The sequence below is a fragment of the Salinimicrobium catena genome, assembly GCF_900102915.1.
GTDB classification, from domain to species: domain Bacteria; phylum Bacteroidota; class Bacteroidia; order Flavobacteriales; family Flavobacteriaceae; genus Salinimicrobium; species Salinimicrobium catena.
The window spans coordinates 1-16,850 of the sequence record NZ_FNGG01000010.1; the positions used below are offsets into that span (position 1 = coordinate 1).

The window sequence follows — 16,850 nt, forward strand, 5'->3', positions numbered from 1 at the left end:
CACAACAAAGAACTAAGCTAACTTCCAAGGATTTTCACCCCAATTTCGACACGTAATTTTCATCGTAAGGCAATCCCGATTTTGCCACAGCAAAGGCTTGTTTAAGAAGTTTATTACAAACTGCAATCAAAGCTAACTTCTTGCTTTTGCCCTTGGCTATTATGCGCTCATAGATCTCTCTGCAGGCTTTGTTATGTTTACAGGCAGTAAAACTACACATGAACAGCAGGTTTCGGAGCTTTGCATTGCCCATTTTACTAATCCGGCTTCTGCCTCTTACACTGGCACCAGATTCCCTGATAGTGGGTGTAATACCGGCATAACAGCACAGCTGCCTGGCGTTTTCGAAATTGGAAAATCCATCTGTCAGCACCAATAACATGATAGCTGTTTTATTACCCATTCCGGGAATGCTTTTAAGAAGGCTTAGTTGGTTTTGCTGTTCCTCCTTTACCATTACAGTGAGTCGATCCTCCAGGACCTTAATTTCTCTCTGAATTGCTTTAAGAGATCTGTTCAAAGAATGATAAACAGCTTTGGAAGGCTTTCCAAGAACCTTTTCACCATGCAATTTATTCTTTAGGGCGGTACTTTGTTTGGTGTAGATCTCAATCAAACGCAACAACTGAAGTGACTCAGCCTGGTTCTCATCTTTGGCTGTATACAATGGAACTTCATTAACTGTGGCGTATTCACAGATCGCCCGGGCATCAGATTTATCAGTTTTAATCTTTGAGAGTTTCATCTGGATAAAACGCTTTACTGACAAGGGATTCACTACAGACACCTTTACACCCTGTTCGTAAAGGAACTGTGCCAGCCTGTAATGATAGTAACCGGTAGCTTCCATAACCACCAAATCTTGATCAGAAAGAGACTTAAGAAAGCTTTTAAAGCCGTTGCTGTCATTAGAAAATTGGTAATGTTTTCCGGCAGAGTCAGCAACATCAAACACATCTTTGCTGATGTCTACTCCGTAAATTTGGTTACATTTATTCATTAGAAATTGATTAGGAAAGGACACCTACTTTATTTTCATCGACTTAAAAACGAGATCCAGGTCTCATAGAACTAAACGAAATTGAAGTAGAAAAGAGAGGGGATTATCAATGTTGACGGAATCTATAGTTCCCACGGTTAATTTAACCTTACTCCTCTCTTTTGTTCTTTCTGGTTAGTGGGTAAAAGTTAGGAAATCAAACTTAAGACGGTTAATCACCAATAGCCGGCAGCGTTAGAAAGAAAGTAATTAACTTGACCAACAAACCAATCCTAAGCCGACACATCCGCGTCCCCTACTCCGCCAACTGGCGATAACCGAGACCGTTGTGGCCAATTATAATCGTGATTTTTCTTTCAATTGAAATAAATTGACTTTACCTTTGATAATATCAAATGATACTATCAAAATGAAACCTCCATACGAGATTACTCCAAAAATCTTAAGAATTATAACTTCAATTTCTGAGAAATTAGGAGCTATTAATGCAACTTATCTGAACAAACCTTCTCCAAAATTAAGAAAGGAAAATAAAATTAAAACGATTCATTCGTCATTAAAGATTGAAGGTAATACACTGACTGAAGAACAGATAACTGCACTTTTAGAAAACAAGAGAATTATCGGTCCAAAGAAAGATGTAAAAGAGGTTTTAAATGCAATTGAGATTTATGAACACCTAGAAAAATATGATCCATTTAATGAAAAATCATTTTTGAAATGTCATAAAGACCTAATGCAAAACCTAATAGATGATGCAGGAAAATACCGAAAACAAGGTGTTGGAATAATGAAAGGCTCTGCAGTAGAACACTATGCTCCGCCATATGACAATGTGCCTTACTTAATGAAAGATTTATTCGAGTATTTACAGACTTCAGAAGAAATTGAATTGGTTAAAAGCTGCGTATTTCATTATGAGATGGAATTCATTCACCCATTTTTAGATGGAAATGGGAGAATGGGCAGATTATGGCAAACATTAATTTTAATGCAAAAATATCCAGTATTTGAATATTTGCCCTTCGAGACTTTGATTAGTAATGACCAGGAAAAATATTATTCTGCATTATCAGATAGCGATAAGGCTGGAAATTCGACAGCATTTATAGAATATATGCTCGGAGTAATTGATAAATCATTAGAAGAATTGCTCAATTTTACCAATAGAACTCTAACTGAAAAAGACCGCCTCGATTACTTCTTATCTCTAAATAAGAGAGAGTTTACCAGGAAAGATTATATGGAAATTTTTAAAGATATCTCTGGGGCAACTGCAAGTAGAGATCTAAAGAAAGGTGTTGAACTGAATCTATTTAAAAAGATAGGAGATAAAAACAAAACTCTGTACAAGTTATAACTGGCCACAACAATGGCTATCCAAAAATGGCTTTTTTGAAAACTATTTTTTTACATTTATTTTCATAAGAAACAGCCGGTTCAACTGAAAGTGCAATCTTCCCTACACGCCACTTTTGATAGCCGGGACGTTGGCGGTCATTTGAGAAAACCGTTTCACAATCCAGAAGTTGACTATACGAAAAAATATGAGAAAAGTAGTTGCAGCATTAAATATGACAGTTGATGGAATTTGCGACCACACGGCAGGAATTCCGGATTCAGAAATACATCAACATTACACAGAATTATTAGGACAAGGAGACGCAATTCTATATGGCAGGATAACTTACGGACTTATGGAATTTTGGCGATCCATATTAGAAAATCCTTCCGAACAAAAATCAATGAACGACTTTGCCGTAGCTATCGACAGAATTCCAAAGATTGTTTTCTCTCATACGCTCAAAAATGTAGATTGGGAAAGTGCAAGAATAGCAAAACAGAGCTTAAAAGATGAAGTTTTAGTACTCAAGAAACAATCGGGAAAAGACATTTTTATTGGTAGTCGTAGCTTAATTATTCAGCTTCTAAAACTAAACCTTATTGATGAATTTCAACTCTGCATATATCCAATGTTGGAAGGGAAAGGATTAGAAATTTTTGAAGGCATCAACGATAGGATTATTTTTAAGCTCATCAAAACTAAAACCTTTAGCAATGGGTCTATAATCTTGTATTATCAACCAAAAAGGGAGTGAAAAAAACGAACCGCCAACAATGAATAACACAAATTGCTCAATCCTCTCAAAATAACATTTTTTACTACCTTTAAAAATAGAATTAAACCGACAAATTCGCGTCTCCAAATCCGCAACTTGCGTTAACCGGGGACGTTGCCCAACATTTGAGGCAACGGCCCGTTTTGATCGGCTAAAGTCGTTCCTCCGGGAAGTAAAAAAGCTACCGCAACTTGCGATAGCCGAGACCGTTGGCTGCAATATTTCAACAAAAAATAAAGTTTCCATATATTGAAACTTTTGTTTAATTTTGAATCAAGTTAATTTGATAGAAATTGGATGAAAGAAAAATTTGATGTTCTCTTTTTGGACCAGGCAATAGACTTTATAGAAAGTTTGGATCCGAAATCCAGAAAGAAAATAATCTACAATATTGACAAAGCTAAATATGTAACTGATCCAAAGTTATTTAAAAAACTGACAGATAATATTTGGGAGATCAGAACAAAATTCAGTGGAATTCAATATAGATTATTTGCGTTTTGGGACAAAACTAACAATAAAGAAACTTAAGTGATTTCCACACACGGAATTGTGAAGAAAGTGAGTAAAGTTCCAAAGGCTGAAATTGATAAAGCAGAAAAAATCAGGACTGATTATTTAAAAGAAAAGTAAAAGTTATGGAAACAAAGAAGAAAAAGAGAAGAATGACTTTAGACCAAATGAAGGATAAGCATATTGGAGAAATTGGTTCTGAAGAAAGAGAAAAATATGAATTTGATTTAAGATTGGATGTGCTTGGAGAAATGATAAAATCGGTTAGAAAAGAAAGGCATCTGACTCAAGAACAACTCGGAGAATTAATTGGTGTTCAAAAATCTCAAATTTCAAAATTAGAGAGGAATGCTAAAAACGTAACTATTGAAACAATTTTAAAGGTTTTCAAAGCATTAAAAGCAAATATAAAGTTCAGCATAGAAATGGCTGATGGGGATTTCAAGGTTGCTTAGAACAAGAAATACAGCAGCTAACAGCGAGTAGAGAGCCAATATGCCTTTTCAGGGAGAAAGAATAACTTAGAACTCCAAAGAAACAAAACAACAAGCCGACAACTCCGCGTGCTAATTTGCGTTCACTGGCATTTCCGAAACATTGGCTATACTTTAAAAACTGAACCTCAAGAAAGAGCAAAAACAAGATGATTAAAATAAAACGATCTAATTCAACCGATGTGGACTTTCAATTTTTAGTTTCAGAACTTGATAAAGATTTAGCTGTACGAAATGGAGAAGCAAATGAATTCTTTGCCCAATATAATAAAATCGATCTTATAAAAAATGTGATTGTTGCGTTCATTGACGACAAACCTGTTGGATGTGGAGCAATGAAAGAATATGATATGGAAACAATGGAAATAAAAAGAATGTTTGTTCCCATTGAAATGAGAGGAAAAGGAATAGCTGTTGAAATTTTAGATAATTTAGAAAAATGGGCAAAAGAAATGAATTATAGTAAATGCGTATTAGAAACTGGAGATAAAATGCTAGAGGCCATTAGATTATATAAGAAAAGCAACTACAAAGTGATTCCTAATTATGGTCAGTATGTAAATATTGAAACTAGCGTATGCTTCAGGAAAGAAATATAAATTTAATAAAAAGAACATTCAAGGTTGGTTAAACAGTCTTCGCCATTCCATTCAAAATTAGCATTTTTGGCTACCTTTATTATAACTTAACCTTTATAAGGGATGCATCTATGACAAAAGATAGACTGAAAAAAGTGCAAAACACCTCATCCTTTGTAAGAAATGCACGGTCGCAGGAATTCCGTGCTATTGGCCGTTTAATGGTTGATGTTTACTCCCGGCTTGAAGGATTTCCGCAGCAACCTGAGTATTTCGCGATGCTCGAAAACATCGGGGAGGTCACAAAAAAGCTCCATACCGAGCTTATTGTAGCCGTTTCTGCGGAAGGTAACATCGACGGGGCCGTGGTCTATTTCAGCGATATGAGCTCCTATGGTTCCGGCGGAAGCGCTACTGCTGAAAAAAACGCTTCCGGCTTCCGACTGCTGGCGGTAGCTCCCGAAGCAAGAGGCAAGGGCATTGGCAGGCTGCTGACCGACGCCTGCATTTCCAAGGCCCGGGAAGACAAGAATGAACAGCTGATCATCCATTCCACCGAATTCATGAAAGTTGCCTGGGAAATGTACGAAAGAATGGGCTTTCGCCGCTCTGAAGATCTTGATTTCATGCAGGGCGAACTTCCGGTTTTCGGGTTTAGACTACTTTTGCAGTAAAATTCATTCATGGTAGACACACGAACGGAGATCATCATCAACAAGCCTATTGATATCGTTGCCGGTTATGCCAGTAACCCGGACAATGCTGTGGAATGGTATGAAAACATTAAATCCGTGGAATGGAAATCCCCAGAACCTCTAAAAGTTGGTTCAAAAATCGCCTTTATCGCCCATTTTCTTGGTAAGAAACTGGTGTACACCTATGAAATCTTCGAATTTGTCCCCCGTGAAAAACTGGTCATGAGAACGGCAGAGGGTCCCTTTCCCATGGAAACCACCTATACCTGGACGGCAGTTGACAATCATACCACTAAAATGACCTTACAGAACAGAGGCAAGCCCACGGGATTTTCTAAATTCTTTGCTCCGTTTATGGCTATCCTCATGCGAAAAGCAAATAATAAGGACTTCAAAAAACTGAAAAGGAATTTAGAAAGCTAGGTCTTCCGAAGAAAGCTGCCAGAATATAGGACGGTTCCAGATGAGGAACAAGGGAACTTACAGCAATTAATGTGGCTGGTGGCGCAATTCCTAAAAGATTGTGGTGTAAGGCTCAATTCCTTCAGAATTCACTATTTTTGAGCAAAATTTTCCACTTTGAGAAAGGTCCGGTTTCTTATCCTCTTCATTTGCCTCTTCGCCTGGGGCTTTCCTTCTTTTGGCCAAACCACTAAAAAGATCGAATACGAGAGTGACCGCACCATTAAGAACGAGGAAAAATATCCGGGAGCTTTGATTTTGAGCAAGGTACAGGACCAGGTACATTTCACCCATGAAGGTATAGAAGTGTGGTGTGATCAGGCCATTCATTATGCCCAGGAAAATTTCTTTAAGGCCTACGGAAACGTGCGTATGGAACAGGGCGATACCATTTCCATGACCAGCAAATATGCCGAGTATAATGGTACCACCCAGTTCGCCTTTGCCAGCGGAAATGTGAATATGCGTAATCCGCAGACGAGCCTCCAGACCGACACCCTCTTTTTTGACCGACAAAAACAGCAGGCTTATTATCGCAGCGGTGGAACCGTAAGAGATTCAGCCAGTGTATTGAAGAGCCGGATTGGCCGCTACTATTTGAATGATGAAAAATACTCCTTCGCGTCTGAAGTGGTGATCACCAATCCCGAATATGTCCTCACTTCTTCGCAACTGGATTTTTATTCCGAGACCGGACACGCTTACATGTACGGTCCTTCGACCATCACCAGTGAAGAATCTGTGATCTATGCCGAAAGGGGATTTTACGACACCCGGGGAGACACCGGTTACTTCGTAAAAAACTCAAGAATTGATTACAAAAACCGCATTTTGGAAGGCGACAGCCTATACTTCAACCGAAATACCAATTTTGCTTCGGCCACCAACAACATCAAGGTTACCGACACTATCAACAAAAGTGTGATAAGGGGGCATTATGCCGAGGTTTTCAGGGAGAAGGATTCGGTTTTCATCACCAAAAGGGCGGTGGCCATAGCCCTTCAGGAGAAGGACTCGGTGTACATTCACAGTGACACTTTAATGGTCACTGGAAAGATCGATAACAGGATCATTCGCGGTTTCTATGACGTAAGGCTCTACAAAAGCAATATGAGCGGGAAGAGCGATTCCATTCACGTGAGGGAAAGCACCGGCCTTACTCAAATGCTGGGAAATCCGGTGATCTGGTCGGGGGAAAACCAGCTCACGGGGGACACCATTCACCTTATCAATAAACCTAATTCTGAAGAGCTGGATTCTCTAAAGGTTTTTGACAATGCTTTTATGATCCAGAAAGATAGTATTGGCGGATATAACCAGATCAAAGGAAAGGAGATGTACGGCCTCTTTGCCGATAATGAACTCTATGAGGTGAACCTGATCAAAAATACCGAGACCCTCTATTACATGCGGAATGATCCCGGCGAACTCATCGGGATCAATAAAACGCTTTCCAGCTCCATACAAATCCTGCTGGAAGACCAGGAGGTACAGGAGATCTATTACCTGAAACAGATAGACGGCACCCTCTACCCAGAACAGGACCTGCCGCCAAACGCGCGGGAACTAAAGGGCTTCAATTGGCGGGGCGATGAAAAGCTGAATTCGGTTGATGATCTTTTTGCCGGAGAACCGCCTTACGACCTGGTGAAGATAAAGGGAATACCTCTGCCTGAAGAAGACGAAGAATTCTTTGAGGAACGTACAGATGGAGAAGCGCCCCTGCTGAACGAGAAATCCAGGTTGCGCCCCGAAGACCTGCAGGAACGGGCACAGGATACCCTACCCAGGGCACAACATGACAGCCTGAGGCAGGTGATAGAAAAACCACGAGACACCACCCGCACGGGCAGTGACAGTATTCCTGCGGAATTCAGAGAACTGCAGGACACCATAAACAGTAATACGGTAAAGGATACACTCTCAAAGAAACAGGATTCTCCTTCCAGGAGAGAGGAGCTTTTGACCAAACAGCAATAACATTTGAAAAACGACTTTTTTAAATATCAGGCGCAAACTTCGCCACATCCTCTGGCACTGGAAATTGACCATGCCACGGGTTCTTATATCTATACCACAGAAGGAAAGAAATACCTGGATTTTGTAGCCGGGGTCTCGGCTTCCAGCCTGGGGCACCGCCACCCTAAGGTCGTAGTGGCCATCAAGCAGCAGCTTGACAGATACCTGCACGTCATGGTCTACGGGGAGTATGCCCAGGGTCCGGCTATGGAACTCTGCAGGTTGCTGGCTGAAAATTTGCCGGCACCATTGGAAAAGACCTACCTCACCAATTCGGGAACCGAAGCCATAGAAGGAGCCCTCAAGCTTGCCCGCCGCTTTACCGGCAGGAGCCAGATCCTGGCTGCCAGGAACGCATACCACGGCAATACCATGGGCTCACTAAGCCTGATGACCTATGAGGAACGGCAGAAACCTTTCAGGCCGCTTATCGGTGATGTGGATTTCATCAGGTTCAATGAAGAGGAAGACCTGCAGAACATCACAGAACGAACCGCAGCTGTCATTTTAGAGACCATACAGGGCGGCGCCGGATTCATTCTGCCAAAGAACGATTACCTGAAAAAGGTAAAAAAACGCTGTGAGGAGGTTGGAGCTTTGCTGATCCTGGATGAAATTCAGCCCGGATTTGGCCGTACCGGAAAATTGTTCGGTTTTGAAAACTTTAACATGGTACCCGATGTAGTGGTCATGGGAAAAGGCATGGGCGGAGGTTTACCCATTGGTGCTTTTACAGCTTCCGCAGCCATGATGGATAGCCTGAGCGAAAACCCGAAGATGGGACATATCACAACTTTCGGCGGAAATCCTGTGATAGCGGCCGCTGCGCTGGCAACGCTTCGGGAGATCACCGAAAGCAATTTAATGGCTGAAACCCTTGAAAAAGAGCAGCTCATAAGACGATTACTGGTTCACCCGCTAATTTCAGAAATCCGCGGAAAAGGCCTTATGCTGGCCCTTATCCTCCCTTCCGCAGAAATGGCAAATGAGTTGGTATTACAGGCACAGGACAGGGGATTGATCCTCTTCTGGCTATTGTTCGAGACCCGGGCCGTACGTATGACCCCTCCCCTGACCATTTCAAAAGAAGAAATAAAAGAGGGTTGCGGCATAATTCTTGAAATACTTGACGCTATTAAAAGAGCAGGACAGGCTGTTAATTAAATTGTTAACAACAAATTTAGATTTCTGTCCGGAAGCTTTATAACATTTTTAACTTTAATACTGTAGAAATCAGTAACAAAAACTGCTTATGCATTTAAGCCATAACGAAGAAAATAGTTTCTCCCTTACTCGTTTTGAATCGATGCTAAAGACCAATGATGTGCTGTTCTTTGACTCTTCTGAGTTCGAGAACATTGTTCATTATTATCTGGAGAACGGGAAGATAGCACTGGCCAAAAAAGCGGTTAAGTTGGGACTTTCCCAACACCCAAGCTCCATAAATCTTAGGCTACTTAAGGTAGAGATACTGGTTTTTGAAGATAAACTGGACCTTGCCGAGAACCTCCTGGACGAAATTTTCGACCTGGAAACCTCGAACGAAGAGATCTATATTCAAAAAGCCAATATACTTTCAAAGAAAGATCAGCATTCAGATGCCATTGCCATGCTCAAACTGGCGCTTGACATCACAATGGATGAGGCAGATGTTTATTCCCTCATAGGAATGGAATACCTGTTCCTGGAAGATTTTGAGAACGCGAAGAAGAATTTCATGAAATGTCTTGAAGCAGATGAAGAAGATTATTCTGCTTTGTACAACATCATGTATTGCTTTGATTTCCTGGAGCAAACCCAGGAGGCCATAGATTACCTGAATTCTTTCCTGGACCGCAACCCATATTCAGAAGTGGGCTGGCACCAGCTTGGAAAACAGTATTTTGATCTGCGGAACTATAAAAAGGCTCTTGCCGCGTTCGATTTTGCCATCATCAGTGATGATTATTTCATAGGTGCCTACCTTGAAAAAGGGAAAGTGCTCGAGAAGATGGGGCGGTACAACGAGGCGATAGAGAACTATAAGATCACGCTTGACCTTGATGACCCTACTTCTTTCGCTTACCTTAGAATTGGGAAGTGCTATGAGAAGTTAGGCCTGGAAGAACTTGCCCTTAAGAATTACCGCCAAACAGTTCATGAAGACCCGTTGCTGGACAAGGGTTGGATCGCCATCACCGACTTTTTCTATAAAAAAGGAAATTACCGCAAGGCTTTGTATTACATCAACAAGGCTATCAATATAGACGGTGAGAACGTGCTTTACTGGAAAAGGTATGCGCGCATCAACAACAAACTGCAGCAACTGGAGGAAGCCGAAAGAGGTTACAGGAAAAGCCTGGAACTGGGGAACTATGAACTGGATACCTGGATCAAGAGATGCGACATCCTCATAGATCTTGGCGAACATGAAGCCGCTTTGCAGAACCTGTTGCAGGCAGTGGAATTCTATCCTGAAACAGCCGAAGTGGAATACCGCATGGCAGGATTGTATTTTATGCTGCAAAAAGCGGAACAGGGATATTACCACCTCAACAACGGCTTAAAGCTCGACTTTGAGTACTATATCATCATTGAGGAGTTGTTCCCTTCTATCTTCGCCCGCAAATCGGTAAAAGATAAAATCAAGACCCACCTGAATTCATGCAGTTAATTCAGTAACTTTGCGCACTTCTAAACAAAGACAATGCGACGAAGTTTCCGAGATTATCTCATTATATCCATAAAAGGAATGGCAATGGGAGCCGCAGATGTGGTTCCCGGCGTCTCCGGTGGCACCATCGCCTTCATATCGGGTATATACGAAGAATTGATCAGCACCATTAGCGGTGTGAATGTAGGCCTCTTAAGAACCTGGAGACAAGATGGTTTTAAGGCCATGTGGAAAGATCTCAACGGGAACTTTATCGTTGCCCTCTTAGCGGGTATCCTGGTGAGCATCTTTACCGTAATGCGCCTGGCTAACTACCTTCTGGAAAATCATCCCATTCTCATTTGGGCCTTCTTCTTTGGGCTGGTACTTGCCAGTATTTATTACGTGGCCAGGCAGATCCCGAAATGGAGTTTCAATGTTTTTTTATTTCTCGTCATCGGGGCTTCGGTCGCCTTTTATCTTACTACGCTTCCGCCTTTGGCTGCGGCCGCGTCGGGAGACCTGTACCTTTTCTTTGCAGGCGCTATTGCGGTTTGCGCGATGATCCTACCGGGAATTTCGGGAGCCTTCATCCTGGTGTTGCTCGGTGCGTATAAGACCATCAGCGAAGCCACACACGAATTTGACTTTAAGACCCTGGGAATAGTAGCCGTGGGAGCCATTTTTGGCCTCCTATCTTTCTCACGGCTTTTAAAATGGCTTTTTCTCAATTACAGCACCCTCACCCTTGCCACTTTGACCGGATTCATCGCCGGTTCCCTCAACAAGATCTGGCCGTGGAAGCAGGTGCTGGAAACCGCCACTTACGGGGATAAATCTATGGTGATAAGGGAAGAATCTGTCATGCCGTGGAACTTTGACGCAGAACCTCACATGTTGCAGGCTTTTTTCCTGATGCTTGCCGGGTTCCTGGTAATTCTTATCTTAGAAGGCCTGGCAGTAAAGAAACCTGTGCGTGAACATGCAGAAAACCCGGAAGTTTAGCGACAAGATCCTCCTCGTTCTCAAAGGACTCGCCATGGGCGCTGCCAATAAAGTCCCCGGAGTATCGGGTGGCGTGATCGCTTTTGTGGCCGGATTTTATGAGGAGTTCATTTTTTCGCTGAAAAGGATCAACCTCAATTCCCTAAAGTTGCTGGTCAACGGAAGGTTCCGCAGCCTATATTATTACACTAATTCCAAATTTTTGCTCCTGCTCATTCTGGGTATGGTGATCAGCTATTTCAGCGTTTCCAAACTGCTCGATTACCTGCTGGAACACTACGAGCTATACGTCTGGGCCTCTTTCTTCGGAATGATCCTGGGCTCCATTTACTACATCAGTAAAGATTTTGAGGCCTGGAACAAAAAGAACCTTGCCCTGGCCATTTTAGGAGTGCTCGCCGGAATCAGCATCAGCTGGCTGGAACCGGCTGCCGAAAATGACAATCTTTGGTTCGTTTTTTTCTGCGGAATAATCGGGGTGTCCGGCATGACCCTGCCCGGGTTATCGGGATCTTTTATTCTAATATTATTGGGTAATTATGTGCTGCTACTGGTAGATGCCGTAAATGCCCTTTATGATACCCTGGCCCAGGTGGCGGTTTGGGATTTCTCCTTCCTGGAAAATGAGGAGCGCATGCGCCTGCTTCAGGTGTTGCTGGTCTTTACCGCAGGATCTGTTGCGGGGCTGGTAAGTCTGTCACATCTGTTAGGGTACCTTCTGAAGCATTATAAAAATGCAACTTTCGCCGTGATCATTGGTTTCATCACCGGCTCTTTAGGAGTGGTGTGGCCCTGGAAGGAAGCTGAATTCAGGAAAGACAGCGAAGGGGTTTTTGTGTTTGACAAGAATGGCAATAAGATCATCGATAATTACGACCGGTACCTTCCCGATGTCGGCGATCTCCAGACCTGGCTTGCCATTGCTTTTATCATCTTGGGCGCCGCAATAGTCCTTTGGCTGGCCTGGCTTGAAAATAGAAATAAGGTAGAATATGCTTAGATTCGGACTTTTGGGAAGAAATATTTCTTATTCCTTTTCCCGGGGATATTTTTCTGAAAAATTCAGCAGGGAAGGCATTTCTGCCACCTATGAGAATTTTGACCTGCAGGAGCTTTCCCAATTTTCTGAAGTGCTGAAGAAGAACCCAGATCTTAAAGGCCTCAATGTGACCATTCCGTATAAAGAGCAAATAATTCCCTTTTTGGATGAACTGGATCCCGTTGCTGCGGAAATTGGAGCGGTCAACACCATTAAATTCACTGAAGACCACAAGCTGGTAGGGTTCAATACCGATCATTTCGGTTTTGCTGAAGCCATTCGGCCACACCTGAAGCCGCATCATAAGAAAGCGCTCATTCTGGGAACAGGCGGAGCTTCAAAGGCAGTTCATTACGCCCTAAAAACCCTGGACATAAATGTGCACTTTGTCTCTCGATCTGCCGGTAAAAACTTCAGCTATGAAGACCTTGGAAAAACTCTCTTTTCAGAGCATACGGTGATCGTCAATTGCACCCCGTTAGGAACTTTTCCTAATACTGACCAATACCCACCCGTTCCCGTGCAATTATTCACCTCCCAACATCTTGTTTTTGACCTCATTTACAATCCGCCGCAAACAAAATTGATGGAACTTGCCCGAAAAAAAGGGGCTACAGCTGTTAACGGGCAGAAAATGCTGGAATTTCAGGCAGAAAAAGCCTGGGAGATCTGGAATTCCTGATCCGTTTCTATTTGAATTTTATAGGCGCAAACCCTTGTTAGGTATTACGGGAGTTATTATCTTTCAGAATTATAAAGTATGATGAACCCCTAACATTGAAACATATGTCTGAGAAAGAAAAACCATCCGAAGAAAAGCTTCCGAAGAATGAGGATCAAAACCTTGAGCAGAAGGCTGAAAAAGAGCAAAAGGAAGTTAGCCAGCCGGCAGAACATATAGTGGAACAAACTTCAGAAGAAAAAAAACCTGAGGATACCATAGAAAATGCCATGGTAGACGAGGCAAAAGCTACTGAAGACAAAAAGAACGCCGAACCGGCGACCACGCCCGAAGCCGCGCTGGAGAGTGATGATGAAGAGGAAGAGGACGAAGAAAAACCGACTTCTCAGGACAGACCAAAAGATGCGCAAAGCGAGGTGGATGATGCCGTTGCCGAAGACAGCGAAGATGAAAGCGCAGGGGAACGTCACGGAATAGAGAAAAAAGATTACCACGCCATGAGCAAGGAAGCCCTTGTTGATGAGCTTGAAAAACTGGTGAAGAAAGAAAAGGTCCAGGCCATAAAAGAACACGTGGATGAGATTCGCGCTGAATTCAATGCGAAGTTCGATGAAGAAGTGGAAGAGAAAAAAGAAGAGTTCCTGCACGAGGGCGGGAACATCATAGATTTCCACTACTCTACTCCTCTAAAAAAGAGGTTCAATTCGATCTATTTCGACTACAAAGAGAAAAGAAACAATTACTACCGCCAGCTCAAGCAGGACCTCAACCAGAACCTGGAAAAACGCCTTGAGATCATAGAGGAACTGAAGAGTCTTATTGATGTTGAAGAGAACATTAACACCACTTACAAGCACTTCAAAGATCTGCAGGACCGCTGGAAGACCGCGGGAGCCATTCCACGAGATAAGTACAATACGGTTTGGAACACCTACCACCACCATGTGGAGAATTTCTATGATTTTCTGCATCTCAACAGGGAGTTCCGCGACCTGGATTTCAAGCACAACCTGGAACAAAAATTAAAGATCATTTCCCGCGCCGAGGAACTTACTCAGGAGCCCGATACCAATCGTGCTTTCCGTGAACTGCAGATGCTGCACAAGATGTGGAAAGAAGACCTGGGGCCGGTGGAAAAAGAATTCCGCGAAGATATCTGGCAAAAGTTCAGTGATGCCACCAAAAAGATCCACGATAAAAGGCAGGAACATTTTGCGCAGCTGGAACAGCAGTATGAAAAGAACCTGGAGAAAAAGGAGGAGATCATTGGAAAGATCAAAGAGATCGCTGATGTGAATTACAACAGTCACAGCCAATGGCAGCAAAAGATCAAAGAGGTGGAAGCCCTTCGGGAACAGTTCTTCAATGCAGGGAAAGTTCCGCGTCATGTGAATGAGCAGACCTGGCAAAAGTTCAAGGAAACGGTTCGCACCTTTAACCGCAATAAGAACGCTTTTTATAAGAACCAGAAAAAAGAGCAATACCATAACCTGGAGAAGAAGCTGGAGCTGGTAAAGATCGCTGAGGAGAATAAGGACAGTGAAGATTTCAAGGCTACCACCGCCCTTATGAAAAAGATTCAGAGCGACTGGAAGAAAATAGGGCACGTACCAAGAAAAGACAGCGACAAGATCTGGAAACGCTTTAAGGCTGCCTGTAATCATTACTTTGATAGGCTTCACGCTACCCGCAGCGAAGAGAACAAGGAAGAAAGCGAGGCATTTGAGCAGAAAAAAGCCCTTCTCGATAAACTTAAAAATACGGAGCTTACCGGAGAACGTAAAAAAGACCTTCCAACCATCAAGCAATTCATTGAGGAGTGGAAGCATTTGGGAAGAGTGCCTTATAACAAGCGCTATATTGAAGGAAAGTTCAACAAAGCCCTTGATCATGCCTTTGATAAACTGGACATGGACAAGAAGCAGACAGAGATGCTGAAGTACGAGAACAAGGTGCAGGCCCTGGAGGATTCTGACGATACCCGCAAGATCAACAATGAACATTATTTCTTAAGTAAGAAGATCGAGGAAACCAAGGCAGAGATCATACAGCTGGAAAACAACCTGCAGTTCTTCGCGCATGTTGATGACAGCAATCCGCTGGTACAGGAAGTTCACAAGAACATCGAGGACCATAAGGAACAACTCAAGATCTGGAAAGAAAAACTGGAAAAGGTTAAAAACCTTTACTAGTTTTTATAGTGGTTAAGTTCAAACAAAGAAAAACCCTGCATGTAAAGATGCAGGGTTTTTTATTGAGATGAATTTCGTCTTAAAGGCATTTTTGCTTCCTCCCAGAAAACATCCATTTCGGCCAGGGTCATATCCTTCAGGTTCTTATTCTGTTCCTTTGCCTTCTGCTCCAGGTACTGGAAACGTTTGATGAATTTCTTATTCGTTCTTTCCAGGGCATCTTCAGGATTCACTTTTAAGAAGCGGGCATAATTGATCATGCTAAAAAGCACGTCGCCGAATTCTGCTTCGATCTTTTCCCGGTTCTCCTCCTCTACTTCATGCTGCAGTTCTTCCAGCTCTTCCTTCAGTTTTTCAAAAACCTGTTGCGGCTCTTCCCAGTCAAAACCCACTCCTGCCACCTTATCCTGAATGCGGCTCGCTTTGACCAGGGCCGGCAGGGAATTAGGCACACCTTCCAGGACGCTTTTTTTACCTTCCTTCAGCTTTAACTGTTCCCAATTCTTCTTCACATCCTCTTCATTCTCTACAGAAACATCACCATAAATGTGAGGGTGCCTGCTGATCAATTTCTCACAGATCTCATTGGCCACATCGGCTATATCAAAATCTTTGGTCTCGCTTCCTATTTTTGAATAAAAGACAATGTGCAGCAAGAGGTCTCCCAGTTCTTTCTTCACCTCCTGCAGGTCGTTATCAAGAATGGCATCTCCCAGTTCATAGGTCTCCTCAATGGTGAGGTGCCGCAAAGACTGCATGGTCTGCTTCCGGTCCCACGGGCATTGCTCCCGCAGTTCATCCATTATGGTTAGCAGTCGGTCAAAGGCTTTGAGTTTATCTTCACGTGAATTCATGGACATTGATTTTAAAAATGGCAATTTAAGGAGCTTTTTTGGAACCTTCCGGAAATAAAAAACCGGCTGAAGGTATTATAAACATATTTCAGCCGGTCTGTATACTATAAGAAAAGATCTTATTCTTCTTCGTCTGCTGAATCTTTTTCAGGTGCGCTGAAATCATCATAGCCTTTGCTGATCAAAAGATTGTACCACTGCACGATCTTTTTGATGTCGCTGGCATAGACCCTGTCCTCATCATACTCGGGCAAAACTTCGCTGAAGTATTCTTCCAGTTTGGCTTTGGATTCCTTGTGGTTAATAGCCTCTCCCCCGTTCTCTTTTTCCTTTATCTTTTGAAAAACCTCTCTTAAAGGCACTTCTTCAGTATAAGTGTAAATGGCAATCTCGCTCAACAGGCTCACGTTGTGACGCAGGTTCACGGTAAGTTTTCTTCCGTCAAGCATTGATTCTGCAACAAATCCGCCACGGGTCTGGGCTTTTAATTCATATAATCCCGGTTTTCCCGAGATAGACATCACTTTATCTAATTTCATAGGTTTTTTTAAGTTTTAAGGACAGC

16 protein-coding genes and 1 pseudogene are annotated in these 16,850 nt (G+C 42.6%); 14 read left to right on the forward strand and 3 right to left on the reverse strand.

Going from position 1 to position 16,850, the window contains the following annotated elements; genetic code table 11:
• Nucleotides 1-34: 34 nt before the first annotated feature.
• Nucleotides 35-1,000: an IS110 family RNA-guided transposase gene (locus BLS64_RS13370; protein WP_093112978.1), complete on the reverse strand. Its 966-nt coding sequence runs from the start codon at nt 998-1,000 to the stop codon at nt 35-37.
• A 409-nt stretch (nt 1,001-1,409) separates the two neighbouring features.
• Here BLS64_RS13370 and BLS64_RS13375 point away from each other — a divergent pair, with 409 nt between their 5' ends.
• From BLS64_RS13375 to BLS64_RS13440, 14 genes and pseudogenes are all read left to right on the forward strand, one after another.
• Entirely contained in the window at nt 1,410-2,360 is a 951-nt protein-coding gene (locus BLS64_RS13375; protein ID WP_093114253.1) for a Fic family protein, read from the forward strand.
• A 187-nt stretch (nt 2,361-2,547) separates the two neighbouring features.
• Nucleotides 2,548-3,099 carry a dihydrofolate reductase family protein gene (locus tag BLS64_RS13380; protein ID WP_093114252.1) on the forward strand — a complete coding sequence of 184 codons (552 nt, stop codon included), beginning with the start codon at nt 2,548-2,550 and terminating at the stop codon, nt 3,097-3,099.
• A gap of 318 nt (nt 3,100-3,417) precedes the next feature.
• A pseudogene (locus tag BLS64_RS13385) lies at nt 3,418-3,753 on the forward strand (type II toxin-antitoxin system RelE/ParE family toxin).
• Between the two features lie 5 nt (nt 3,754-3,758).
• Nucleotides 3,759-4,088: a helix-turn-helix domain-containing protein gene (locus tag BLS64_RS13390; protein WP_093114239.1), complete on the forward strand. Its 330-nt coding sequence runs from the start codon at nt 3,759-3,761 to the stop codon at nt 4,086-4,088.
• Nucleotides 4,089-4,276: 188 nt separating this feature from the next.
• Nucleotides 4,277-4,726, forward strand: a complete 450-nt coding sequence (locus BLS64_RS13395) for a GNAT family N-acetyltransferase (protein ID WP_093114238.1) — start codon at nt 4,277-4,279, stop codon at nt 4,724-4,726.
• Between the two features lie 110 nt (nt 4,727-4,836).
• Nucleotides 4,837-5,379, forward strand: a complete 543-nt coding sequence (locus BLS64_RS13400; protein ID WP_093114236.1) for a GNAT family N-acetyltransferase — start codon at nt 4,837-4,839, stop codon at nt 5,377-5,379.
• Between the two features lie 9 nt (nt 5,380-5,388).
• Entirely contained in the window at nt 5,389-5,823 is a 435-nt protein-coding gene (locus BLS64_RS13405) for an SRPBCC family protein (protein ID WP_093114234.1), read from the forward strand.
• Between the two features lie 156 nt (nt 5,824-5,979).
• On the forward strand, nt 5,980-7,842 hold the full coding sequence (locus BLS64_RS13410) for an OstA-like protein (protein WP_093114232.1): 1,863 nt from the start codon (nt 5,980-5,982) through the stop codon (nt 7,840-7,842).
• Nucleotides 7,843-7,845: 3 nt separating this feature from the next.
• A complete protein-coding gene (locus BLS64_RS13415; RefSeq protein WP_093114231.1) occupies nt 7,846-9,045 on the forward strand; it encodes an aspartate aminotransferase family protein in 1,200 nt (399 codons plus the stop codon).
• An 88-nt stretch (nt 9,046-9,133) separates the two neighbouring features.
• On the forward strand, nt 9,134-10,534 hold the full coding sequence (locus tag BLS64_RS13420) for a tetratricopeptide repeat protein (RefSeq protein WP_093114229.1): 1,401 nt from the start codon (nt 9,134-9,136) through the stop codon (nt 10,532-10,534).
• A gap of 33 nt (nt 10,535-10,567) precedes the next feature.
• Nucleotides 10,568-11,518: a DUF368 domain-containing protein gene (locus BLS64_RS13425; protein ID WP_093114227.1), complete on the forward strand. Its 951-nt coding sequence runs from the start codon at nt 10,568-10,570 to the stop codon at nt 11,516-11,518.
• Nucleotides 11,496-12,518 carry a DUF368 domain-containing protein gene (locus tag BLS64_RS13430; RefSeq protein WP_093114226.1) on the forward strand — a complete coding sequence of 341 codons (1,023 nt, stop codon included), beginning with the start codon at nt 11,496-11,498 and terminating at the stop codon, nt 12,516-12,518. Before BLS64_RS13425 ends, BLS64_RS13430 begins: the two co-directional genes overlap by 23 nt.
• Entirely contained in the window at nt 12,511-13,239 is a 729-nt protein-coding gene (locus BLS64_RS13435) for a shikimate dehydrogenase family protein (protein WP_093114224.1), read from the forward strand. The genes BLS64_RS13430 and BLS64_RS13435 overlap by 8 nt, the downstream gene beginning before the upstream one ends.
• A gap of 104 nt (nt 13,240-13,343) precedes the next feature.
• Nucleotides 13,344-15,431, forward strand: a complete 2,088-nt coding sequence (locus tag BLS64_RS13440) for a DUF349 domain-containing protein (RefSeq protein WP_093114223.1) — start codon at nt 13,344-13,346, stop codon at nt 15,429-15,431.
• A gap of 59 nt (nt 15,432-15,490) precedes the next feature.
• On the opposite strand, the gene mazG is transcribed toward BLS64_RS13440, so the two are convergent.
• Both mazG and BLS64_RS13450 read right to left on the reverse strand, forming a co-directional pair.
• Nucleotides 15,491-16,285 carry a nucleoside triphosphate pyrophosphohydrolase gene (gene mazG, locus BLS64_RS13445; RefSeq protein ID WP_093114221.1) on the reverse strand — a complete coding sequence of 265 codons (795 nt, stop codon included), beginning with the start codon at nt 16,283-16,285 and terminating at the stop codon, nt 15,491-15,493.
• Between the two features lie 119 nt (nt 16,286-16,404).
• Entirely contained in the window at nt 16,405-16,824 is a 420-nt protein-coding gene (locus tag BLS64_RS13450; protein WP_093114220.1) for a DUF5606 family protein, read from the reverse strand.
• Nucleotides 16,825-16,850 lie beyond the last annotated feature (26 nt).

Bases quoted from the DNA above. Each gene is read 5' to 3' on its own strand.
- BLS64_RS13405 (WP_093114234.1), top strand. From the start codon at position 5,389: ATGGTAGACACACGAACGGAGATCATCATCAACAAGCCTATTGATATC.
- BLS64_RS13400 (WP_093114236.1), top strand. From the start codon at position 4,837: ATGACAAAAGATAGACTGAAAAAAGTGCAAAACACCTCATCCTTTGTA.
- BLS64_RS13395 (WP_093114238.1), top strand. From the start codon at position 4,277: ATGATTAAAATAAAACGATCTAATTCAACCGATGTGGACTTTCAATTT.
- BLS64_RS13450 (WP_093114220.1), bottom strand. From the start codon at position 16,824: ATGAAATTAGATAAAGTGATGTCTATCTCGGGAAAACCGGGATTATAT.
- BLS64_RS13420 (WP_093114229.1), top strand. From the start codon at position 9,134: ATGCATTTAAGCCATAACGAAGAAAATAGTTTCTCCCTTACTCGTTTT.
- BLS64_RS13435 (WP_093114224.1), top strand. From the start codon at position 12,511: ATGCTTAGATTCGGACTTTTGGGAAGAAATATTTCTTATTCCTTTTCC.
- BLS64_RS13425 (WP_093114227.1), top strand. From the start codon at position 10,568: ATGCGACGAAGTTTCCGAGATTATCTCATTATATCCATAAAAGGAATG.
- BLS64_RS13370 (WP_093112978.1), bottom strand. From the start codon at position 1,000: ATGAATAAATGTAACCAAATTTACGGAGTAGACATCAGCAAAGATGTG.
- BLS64_RS13440 (WP_093114223.1), top strand. From the start codon at position 13,344: ATGTCTGAGAAAGAAAAACCATCCGAAGAAAAGCTTCCGAAGAATGAG.
- BLS64_RS13390 (WP_093114239.1), top strand. From the start codon at position 3,759: ATGGAAACAAAGAAGAAAAAGAGAAGAATGACTTTAGACCAAATGAAG.
- BLS64_RS13430 (WP_093114226.1), top strand. From the start codon at position 11,496: ATGCAGAAAACCCGGAAGTTTAGCGACAAGATCCTCCTCGTTCTCAAA.
- mazG (WP_093114221.1), bottom strand. From the start codon at position 16,285: ATGAATTCACGTGAAGATAAACTCAAAGCCTTTGACCGACTGCTAACC.
- BLS64_RS13375 (WP_093114253.1), top strand. From the start codon at position 1,410: ATGAAACCTCCATACGAGATTACTCCAAAAATCTTAAGAATTATAACT.
- BLS64_RS13380 (WP_093114252.1), top strand. From the start codon at position 2,548: ATGAGAAAAGTAGTTGCAGCATTAAATATGACAGTTGATGGAATTTGC.